Source organism: Bacillus sp. AFS001701 (genome assembly GCF_002559405.1).
GTDB lineage: Bacteria > Bacillota > Bacilli > Bacillales > Bacillaceae_G > Gottfriedia.
Genome location: NZ_NTZO01000018.1, coordinates 37343 through 47781, shown reverse-complemented (window position 1 = coordinate 47781; position 10439 = coordinate 37343). Strand labels below are relative to the sequence as shown.

8 protein-coding genes are annotated in these 10439 nt (G+C 32.6%); 4 read left to right on the top strand and 4 right to left on the bottom strand.

Going from position 1 to position 10439, the window contains the following annotated elements:
* Positions 1 to 229: 229 nt before the first annotated feature.
* The 3 genes from CN514_RS01975 to CN514_RS01965 all read right to left on the bottom strand — a co-directional run bounded on the left by CN514_RS01975 (position 230) and on the right by CN514_RS01965 (position 2901).
* Entirely contained in the window at positions 230 to 862 is a 633-nt protein-coding gene (locus CN514_RS01975; RefSeq protein WP_098231136.1) for an NUDIX hydrolase, read from the bottom strand.
* 170 nt (positions 863 to 1032) lie between these two features.
* The gene (locus CN514_RS01970; protein WP_098231135.1) at positions 1033 to 2268 is read right to left on the bottom strand and encodes an MFS transporter; all 1236 of its coding nucleotides are present in this window, start codon (positions 2266 to 2268) and stop codon (positions 1033 to 1035) included.
* 153 nt (positions 2269 to 2421) lie between these two features.
* A complete protein-coding gene (locus tag CN514_RS01965; protein WP_098231134.1) occupies positions 2422 to 2901 on the bottom strand; it encodes a MarR family transcriptional regulator in 480 nt (159 codons plus the stop codon).
* Between the two features lie 335 nt (positions 2902 to 3236).
* Here CN514_RS01965 and murI point away from each other — a divergent pair, with 335 nt between their 5' ends.
* The gene (murI, locus tag CN514_RS01960) at positions 3237 to 4010 is read left to right on the top strand and encodes a glutamate racemase (protein ID WP_098231133.1); all 774 of its coding nucleotides are present in this window, start codon (positions 3237 to 3239) and stop codon (positions 4008 to 4010) included.
* A 130-nt stretch (positions 4011 to 4140) separates the two neighbouring features.
* On the top strand, positions 4141 to 4326 hold the full coding sequence (locus CN514_RS01955) for a hypothetical protein (RefSeq protein ID WP_098231132.1): 186 nt from the start codon (positions 4141 to 4143) through the stop codon (positions 4324 to 4326).
* A 113-nt stretch (positions 4327 to 4439) separates the two neighbouring features.
* Here CN514_RS01955 and CN514_RS01950 read toward each other — a convergent pair whose 3' ends face one another.
* Positions 4440 to 6140: an Rqc2 family fibronectin-binding protein gene (locus tag CN514_RS01950; RefSeq protein ID WP_098231131.1), complete on the bottom strand. Its 1701-nt coding sequence runs from the start codon at positions 6138 to 6140 to the stop codon at positions 4440 to 4442.
* A gap of 541 nt (positions 6141 to 6681) precedes the next feature.
* Between CN514_RS01950 and CN514_RS01945 the strand changes: the two genes are divergently transcribed.
* Both CN514_RS01945 and CN514_RS01940 read left to right on the top strand, forming a co-directional pair.
* Positions 6682 to 9354 (top strand): calcium-translocating P-type ATPase, SERCA-type, encoded by a 2673-nt coding sequence (locus tag CN514_RS01945; RefSeq protein ID WP_098231130.1) that lies wholly within the window; start codon positions 6682 to 6684, stop codon positions 9352 to 9354.
* A 147-nt stretch (positions 9355 to 9501) separates the two neighbouring features.
* On the top strand, positions 9502 to 10371 hold the full coding sequence (locus tag CN514_RS01940; RefSeq protein ID WP_098231129.1) for a YicC/YloC family endoribonuclease: 870 nt from the start codon (positions 9502 to 9504) through the stop codon (positions 10369 to 10371).
* Positions 10372 to 10439: the final 68 nt, after the last annotated feature.

Here is a 10439-nt window from a genome sequence, read left to right as displayed (position 1 = left end):
TTAACATTTAAAACCATTAAAAGATCATTCAAAAAATGCTAATTTTATCATTATTAAATGTTCATTTAATGTCCGTTTTACCTATTGACGATTTTATATTTCAACACTCTGAACCCTAATCATTTAGGGTTTTTTATTTTTTTAACTTGAATTATGGACAGTAAACCGTTAGTGAAAAAATAAAATTTCAAAATAAATAGAGCCCTTTACAAATTAAGGGCTCTTAAAATTAGAATTCATTATGTATGTTATTTTTTATTAATTCAACAACATCTAAAAGATAATTACTTTCGTGAGATACAAACTGATTTTTATCTACTGATTTTTGGATTGGAATTTTTTCATCTGTTTCAGTAATTTGAAAACCATCAACTTCTACTGTGTCTCTTAAACCATGTGCGAATTGATAAAATTGATTGAAATCAGCTTTCACTATGCCTGAAACTTCTTCTTTTTGTAAGTTGAAATCGGTAAAAGGTTTATTGCTTTTAAGTAAAAAAACATGGCTCAATTCATGATCTTTAATCGTTTCTAAAATGATCGAATTTTTAATGATGCCTAGAGGGATGACATCTTCCATTTTTACTTCTATGCCAAGTTCTTCTTTTACTTCTCTTAATCCATCTTGAACTGCTTCAGTAGATTGTAAATGACCAGCAGCAGTAATATCAAATAAATTCGGATAATCCTTTTTTAGATGACTACGGATTTGAAAATAGATTGTAGCTTTGTCTTCTACTACACTAAGTAACCAGCAATGAAATGTTTCGTGCCATAATCCCTTTTTATGTACTTCACTTCGAGAGGCTTCTCCTATATGAATACCAGATTCATCAAAAATTTTAAGTAATTCTTCTTTCATTTAACTAACCACCTTGTTTTGGATCTATGAACCATGTACTTCATTATAAAATAAATTTTGTCGGATTGAAGTATATTTTTGATTGATTAAGATATTTTTGCTATTCCAAATCATTAGAAATAGAAAACGGCAGTACTCCTAAGACCGCCGTATTCTAAAGAGTACACTCTTTATCCATTTATAAGCCTATCCTTATTCAATACTGTTGCTGCTACTGCTATAAGGATTATACCCATAAAAGCGGGTGCGGCATGACCAAGTGATACGTAGATTTGACCTCCTATAATCGGCCCAATTATTCTTGATAAAGCCTGTATAGATTGGCTACCTCCTTGAATTCTGCCTTGTTCACTAGGATCAACAGTCTTGGAGACCATCCCATTAAATGAAGGTCCGAAGATTGAATCGCCAAATCCAAATATAAACATTCCAACAATAAGTAGAGGGTAGTATGTGAACAAAGCCGATGCAGCAATAAGACTGTAGCCCATAATTTCAGAAACCATACCAAGAGTTGCTATTTGTGAATCACTAAATTTAATTAACAGCTTTGGCATGATGAAACCTTGTGAAATGATGTCTTGGACGCCCATAATTGAGAACATTAGCCCAATAAGTGCAGGCTCCCATTTGAACGTATCGATTGTAAATTGTGAAAAAACTGCCTGTAATGATCCATTTGGTATCCAAAGTAGGAGCGCTGAGATGAGTAGCCATTTTAAGTTTTTTATAGAAAGTATGTTTACTAGCTGGGTGAATGGATTCAGCCTTACAAAAGTAATCTTTTCCAGTCTGTTATTCATATCAAGGCTTTCTGGCATATATAAGAATCCAAAAACTAAATTTAGTAAAGTTGTGATTGCACCAAAATACATGGGTACTGAATATCCAAAATTAGCAAGTAATCCACCTAGAGTAGGTCCAATAGCTGCGCCTACACCTGCAACGGCACTTACCCACCCGAAGTATTTGGTTCGTTGGTCACTAGTGGTGATGTCTGCAAAATATGCGAAGATTGTGCTTATGCTCCCGCCAGTAATCCCTTCTATAATACGTCCAGCAAAAAGAACCCATAGAGCTCCTCCTATGCCAAAAACTAAGTAGCCGATAGCGGAACCTAAAAGGGATACTAAAAGTATTGGGCGGCGTCCATATCTGTCGCTTAATGCTCCAAGTCCGGGTGCTGCAAAAAAAACGCATATTGCATAGACAGAAGTCAAGAGCGTTACAACTATGGCTTGATCTCCGAGATTACTTATATAAGGCTGTACTAAGTATGGTACGACCGGTGTGATGATACTGAAGTCTATTCCGCAAAGAAAGACGGACATAAGACCGAAGAGAAAAGCCTTTTTATCTATGGTTTGTTCCAGTTTCTGTTCTTTTTGTGATCTAAATTTGAACATAAAATTCTCCTCTCAAAAACGATGGTTTTGATTCCTTGGAAACATATTTATCGTACGGTTATTTTGTTTCCTTGTCAATAATAATTGAGGATAAAAAAAGCAGCCAATCCTCTGATAGGGCTTTGGCTGCAAGTGAATCTTTATTATTCAAATTTATTCCGGTTTACGATCTATATCGATACCTTGTTTCTTTATTTCTGCATCTAAATGATTACAATAATTGTTCACGAAGTTAAGCATACTGTCGAATTGTTCTTCGGTTATTTGATCAAATACTGCTTGATCGCGCTCTCGGAACTTTTTATGTAGCTCTTCATGGATATTGTCTATTACTTTTCCTTGTTCAGTAAGTCTAAAATAAATTTCTTTCTTATTATCCGGTTTCTGATAGCTTTCAATCAGTCCTTTATTTATTAGCTTCTTCGTTATTTTAGTAATGGCACCTCTTGTCATATATAAAGAATCAGCGAGTTTGGTCACGTTGGAATCTACATTTTTTCCAATGTATTCGATACAATGTACTTCAGAAGATTGATACCCCTTAAGAGCCTCTTCCATCTTAAACTTATTAAGCCAAACCATTTTGTTAAATACGTCCCTGAAGCCCATTATAAGCTGTTCTTCTTTGTTCATGGTCAATCCTCCCACCCGTTGGTCCATTAACAATATTATATAAAATATTGTTTCTAATTCAACAATATAAAATCATTATTTTAGGATTAGGTGAAAAGAGGACTACAGGCAACAAAGTGAAGTAAATCGTACCATAAGTAGGAAACACGAAATGAGAAGCTTTTCATTTCATTTTTAAAATAATCGACCGCAGAGTTAACTATTTTCTGAAAAGTTTACATTCATCCATAATTAGGTTAATTTAGTATTATATATTTGTAAAAGTTTGTCTCTGTTGAATTTGTAGACACTTTCACAAATGACTTCATTAAATTATAATTATTAGGTGAATTGAAATGAGAATAGCTTTTTTTGACTCAGGAATTGGTGGGTTAACTGTCTTAAATGAGGCACTGAAAAAAATACCAAATGAAGATTTTTTATATTTTGCTGATACTCTTCACGTTCCTTATGGTACAAAGTCGAAGGAAGAAGTAAGTGCATTTGTAAAAAAGTCTGTTGAAATGATTATTAAAGAAGATGTAAAAGCTCTTGTAATTGCATGTAATACGGCGACTAGTATTGCTGTAAATGAATTGAGAGAATTGTATGATTTTCCGATTATCGGTATGGAACCGGCTGTAAAACCAGCAGTTGAAATGAACAGAACAACTGGAAAGAGAGTATTAGTTTTTGCGACTCCACTTACATTAAAGCAAACAAAGTATAATGAACTTATATCGAGGGTGGACGATCTAAGTATTGTCGATTCATTGCCTTTACCAGAGCTTGTTCATTATTGTGAGGAATTAAATTTTGATGAAGATTTTATGATCGATTATTTTAAAAGTAAACTTTCATTATTTAATATTGAGCAATATGGAACAATTGTTTTAGGTTGTACTCATTATCCATTTTATAAAAACATCTTAAAAAAGATTTTACCTGAAGGTGTACAAATTGTTGATGGAAGTAATGGTACTGTAAAAAGATTAATCCAACTTCTTGGAGAAAATGGCCAATTAAATGAAACTGGTCAAACAAATGTCAAATTTATGTGTTCAAATAATGACATAGAATATATTGAGAAGACAAAACAGGCGTTAAGCTACTTGCAAAATGAAAGATAAGAGATAAGCTAAATTTTAGCTTATCTTTTTTATTATGTTTAAATACAGGACTAATATTGTATATTCTCGAATAGTGTTAAAGGCAAACTTTTTGAAAACTTTTTCTATTAATAGGGGAGGTTGAGTATAATTGGTTAAAATAAGGGATGTATTAAAGTATTTTGGCGTCATTACGATGCTATTTTTTGCTGCTTATTTAATCATTAAATATATAAGAGAAGATGAGATTTTCTCGAATTTAATTGTTGGATTTTGCGTAGGACTTGTACTATTTTCAGGATCATTTCTAAGTAGTAAAAATGAAAAAGTAAAATAGTTTTAGCTTAGTAGAATTAAAGGAGCTATATTTAACTTAATAGAACTATGCTTGTATTTTCCATATTCTAAGGTATATAAGTAAAAATGGTGCCCTTTATAGGCACCATTTTTTTATTTCTTCAATTTTAAAACAAGTTCTTCATCAGGTGTTACATAAACTGTATTGTTTTGTTCGTATATAACAAAACCTGGTTTGGAACCATTTGGTTTTTTTACATGGCGAATTTCTGTGTAATCAACAGGGACCGAGCTTGATTGACGTGCTTTACTAAAATATGCAGCGATAATAGCTGCTTCTTTTATCGCAGTTTCACTAGGATCCTTAGCACGAATGACAACATGGGAACCCGGGATATCTTTTGTATGAAACCAAAGCTCGTCTCTACTCGCAAGTTTATTTGTTAAATAATCATTTTGTTTATTATTTTTACCGACTAATAATTGTTCACCAGTAGTAGAGATATATTCATCTAATGTAACTTTTTGTTTATTAGACTTTTGGGCTTTTTTCGATTTTTTCTTTCTTATATAACCCGTCTCCACAAGCTCTTCTCTAATTTCTTCTAAATCACGTGGTGAAGCAGACTCGATTTGCTGTATAACTGTTTCTAAATAATCATTTTCTTCTTTCGTTAATTTAATTTGTTCTTTAATATGTGCGACTGAATTTTTAAGCTTAGTATATTTGGTGAAATAAGCTTGTGCATTTTCAGAAGGTGTTTTTAATGGCGATAAAGGAATGACCATTGTTGCACCATTTTCGTCATAGTAATTAATTACTTCAATTTCTTTCATACCTTTTTGTAATGCAAACATATTTGCAGTAAGTAATTCGCCTTGTAACTGAATTTTATCTGCTTTATCAGTATCTTCAAGACTTTTGTGTAACTTTTTAATTTTTTTCTTATTTTTTGTTAGTTCATTTTGTAACAGTTTTTCTAAATCTCCGCTTTGTTGTTTTACACGGTCACGTTCAGCTTTACCAAAGTAATAAACATCTAACAGCTCACTTAAGCTGTCGAAAACAGTTTGTTCGGCTTGTAAATGAGATAAAGTTATGAAATAAAACATTTCTCTCGATTCAAAACGGAAAAGTGTAGGAGTAAACTTTTTTAATTGTATTTCACTCATTATTGTTTTAAATGAATTATACACATCTTCTTTTCCATTAAAGACAATTTCATTTGCGAGTAATGGAGAGATTCCGGAGAAATGTTGAACAATTGCTTCGGATGGTGATTGATCACTATGAGTAATAATTTGATTAAACTCCTCCTTGGAAGTGACCTGAAATGGATCATGTTTTTCTTGATTAGGAGGAGAAATATAAGTAGCACCGGGTTGTACTATTCGATGACGATTAACAGCCATTGGTACATGCTTTATACTATCTAATATTATTTGTCTTTCTTCATCAATTAAAAGGATATTACTATGTCTACCCATTAATTCAATGATCAATGTTCGGTATTGTTCATCACCAATTTCATTTCTACTACGAACTTTAATGTTAACGATTCGTTCGTGTTCTAACTGTGTAATGCTTTCAATGATCCCACCATTTAAATGTTTTCTTAAAAGCATTGTAAACATTGATGGTTCAGATGGAGTATCGTAGTTTTGATTTGTAAAATGGAATCTTGCGTAACTAGGGTGAGCGCTTATTATTAGTTTATAATTGGCACCATTTGCTCTTACAGTAAGTAGTACTTCATAGTTACTTGGTTGTACAATTTTTGATATTCTTCCAGTTGTTAGTTTAGAAGCTACTTCGTTTGTCATAGCTCCTGTAAAAAGTCCGTCAAAAGACATATGTATCACGTCCTACTCTTTAAAACACTATTTTTAAAAAAATTATAACTTTTTATCATTATCAATAAAATGATGAGGTTATTAAATGTGAACCAATATCAATGGAAAATAGAACGTTGATTTCCACTTTTAGAGTGCTCGCTTTCCATGGAGCGGAATTCTTGAGCTTCCTCGTTCCTGTGGGGTCTTGAGCTTTTAAATTTAATAATAAACTTTAAAAGACCATACAACCGTAACCGTATTTTTAAGTTTTCCCTCTAATTACGATCCTAAAGTTCCAATTAACTTCTAATTACACTCAATATATTTCTCTAATCAACATAATTCTTAAACTTGCTCATATTCATTAAATAAACAATCAAGAAATTTCTCATGGAACTCAATCATACAATATCTTGATTGGTCTTGTCACAGTTCTAGTTGGTTAAAAGCTAGATTTATTTTCATCATTATATCATTTATTTGGACGAGTCTGAATATGCTTTGTATGAGAGGTAAGGGGGACAACTTACCTAATGTTTAATTAGGGGTGAACGCGGGTATGAATTTTTATCGGATGAGAGCGGAAGAAGTCGTGCAAGTAACGAATACAAATATTTCCTCCGGTTTAACTGATGAGGAGGTAAAGAAAAGGCGAGCAACTTTTGGGGCAAATGAATTAAGAGAATCAGAGAAAACTTCCAAACTCGTTTTATTTTTGAATCAGTTTAATGATTTTATGGTATTTGTACTACTAGGAGCAACGATAATATCAATCTTTTTAAAGGAAGTAGTAGATGCAGTTGCTATAATGGCAATTGTATTAATTAACGGGATTTTAGGTTATTTTCAAGAAGCTAAGGCAGAGAGATCATTAGAAGCTTTGAAAGAATTGGCTGCTCCACAAGTAAATGTTTTGCGTGATGGGCAATTTGTAAAGCTCCCTTCAAAAGATTTAGTTGTTGGGGATATTATTAAGTTTTCAAGTGGCGATCGGATTGGTGCTGATATTCGCATAATCGAAGCATCAAGTTTATACATAGAAGAATCAGCGCTAACAGGTGAATCTGTTCCGGTTCAAAAAAGATTTGAATCAATTCAGGCCGATGATATTGGTATTGGTGATCAAGATAATATGGGCTTTATGGGAACACTCGTTACGCGTGGAAATGGTAAAGGTGTTGTCGTATCAACAGGAATGAAAACAGCAATGGGGCAAATTGCGAATTTACTTCAAAATACAGAAACCATTGTTACACCTTTACAAAGACGATTAGAACAATTAGGGAAGATATTGATTATTTTAGCATTGTTTTTAACAGCTTTAGTTGTATTTATTGGTGTTTATCAAGGAAATGAATTATATCATATGTTTTTAGCGGGTGTGTCACTTGCAGTTGCTGCGATTCCAGAAGGGTTGCCAGCAATTGTAACGGTTGCTTTATCACTTGGTGTGCAACGGATGATTAAAAAGAAAGCAATCGTTCGAAAGCTTCAAGCGGTTGAAACATTAGGGTGTGCTTCAGTCATTTGTTCAGATAAAACAGGGACTATGACAGAAAATAAAATGACTGTTACAAATATTTGGTCGGGCGGATCTAGTTATGAAGTTTCTGGAAACGGATATGCAATCGATGGAGAATTTACGAATAAAGAGAGAACAATTAATCCAACTTTAAATAAACAATTATTTCAAACTCTTGTATTCGGATCTATTTGTAGTGATGCACAATTAATACAAAAGAAAAAAGAAATCGTACTAGATGGTGATCCTACTGAAGGTGCAATTGTTGTTGCAGGTTATAAAGCTGGGATTGACCGTGAATATGTAAATTCGAATTTTACTAGAATACATGAGCTTCCTTTTGATAGTACACGGAAAATGATGTCTGTCGTTGTAAAAAATCGATCAGGTGAGCAATTTGTGATTACAAAGGGTGCACCAGACGTCTTACTTTCAAAATGTAATACAATTTTATGGCATGAAAGAGAAGAACAATTAAATACGTTTAGACAAAACTCAGTGGAAAGTACAATTGAAACTTATGCAAATAATGCACTTCGTACAATTGCGATTGCTTTTAAACCATTAAATCCAAATTCGATCATTGATGAAAGGGATCTCGAAAGCAATTTAACTTTTATTGGTTTACAAGGGATGATTGATCCACCAAGAGCAGAAGTTGCACAAGCTGTTCAAGAATGTAAAGAAGCTGGTATTAGGACGGTTATGATTACTGGTGATCATAAGTTAACAGCTTCTAGCATTGCTAGAAAACTAGGAATCTTAAGAGATAACGGTAGAGTAGTAGAAGGAAAAGAATTAGATGCACTTTCTGTAGAGCAGATTCAGGAATTTGTTGAAGATGCTGCTGTATTTGCCCGCGTTTCACCTGAACATAAATTAAAAATTGTTAAAGCTCTTCAAGCGAATGGACATATTGTAGCAATGACTGGTGATGGCGTAAATGATGCACCAGCCATTAAAGCAGCTGATATTGGAATTTCAATGGGGATTACTGGTACAGATGTAGCAAAGGAAGCTTCATCATTAGTATTACTTGATGATAATTTTGCAACAATCAAATCTGCAATTAAAGAAGGGCGCAATATTTATAGTAATATTCGTAAATTTATTCGTTATTTATTAGCTTCAAATGTTGGTGAAATTTTGGTTATGTTGTTTGCAATGTTATTAGCTTTACCACTACCTCTTGTTCCAGTACAAATTCTATGGGTAAATCTAGTGACTGATGGTTTACCTGCAATGGCATTAGGTGTTGATTCAGCTGAAGATGATGTAATGAAAAGAAGTCCTCGCTCATTAACAGAAGGTATTTTTGCCAGAGGATTAGGTTGGAAAATTATTTCAAGAGGGTTTTTAATAGGATTTGTCACACTATTAGCCTTCATTATTTCATATAATCAACATCCGAATCAACTAGAATACGCACAAACAGTAGCATTCTCTACTTTAGTTTTAGCTCAATTAATTCATGTATTTGATTGTAGAAGTGAACGTTCCATTTTCCATCGAAATGTATTTGGAAATTTATATTTAATTGGTGCTGTTATCGTTTCAATGCTATTAATGCTTGTTGTTATTTACTACCCACCATTACAACCTATTTTCAAAACGATTCCGATCGTGCCTAGAGATTGGATCTTAATTGGAGGGCTATCATCAATTCCAACTTTTATGCTTGCAGGGGCATTATTTACTAAGAAAAAATAATTTACGAACAAAATGGATAACCAATTTAAAATATGTTATAATTCCTTAAGGTAGTAGAGGTATGCTCTATTACCTTTTCTCTTTTACATATCGAATGAAATTTGGGAAATAAATTAGAGAGAAAATTAGTGTATTGGAAGTGGAACAATGGTCGTAAGTATGACAGGATATGGTAAAGCCATTTTGTCAAATGAACAGTACAAAATACATATTGAAATGAAAGCAGTGAATCATCGATACTTAGAGACAATCGTTCGAATGCCGAGGCAATTATTAGCATATGAAGATGCAATTAAGAAAATTGTAGCTGAGTATACTAGTCGAGGTCGAGTAGAGGTTTTTGTTACAATTGAGGGCTTATTACAACGTACATTACAAATAGATGAAGGCTTAATTCAACAATATAAAAATGCGATTGAACATCTTTCAGGTGAAGATCAAAATAAATCTTTTTATAATCCAATCGATTTATTAAAGCTACCTGAAGTTACTACAGTAAGTGAAGTAGAACAAATCAATGATAATTTTGAAGAATTATTATTAACGACTACTGAAAATGCATGTCAGCAATTTTTTGATGTTAAGTGCAAAGAAGGTGGACAACTTAAAAAAGATTTAATAGAAAGACTAACAGCAATTGAGGAATGTAAAAAACAGATTACTGTTCATTCTCCTCTTGTTTTGAAATCATATCGTGAAAAACTTCAATCGAAATTAGCGGAAGTTGAATTAACAGCGGTTGATGAGCAAAGATTATTAACAGAAATTATGCTATTTGCCGATCGATGTGACATATCTGAAGAATTAGTTCGACTATCTAGTCATTTAGAATTATTTAATGAAACTTTACAAATAAAAGAATCAATTGGGCGAAAATTAGATTTTATCGTACAAGAAATGAATCGAGAAGTGAATACAATTGGTTCTAAAGCAAACTCATTAGATATTTCTAAACAAGTAGTTGAAATTAAAAATAATCTTGAAAAAATTAGAGAGCAAGTTCAAAATATTGAATAATGTAAAAGATTTGTTTATAGTTGCAAAGGTCCGGTAACAATGTGAAGTAGAAGAATAATTAATTTTTT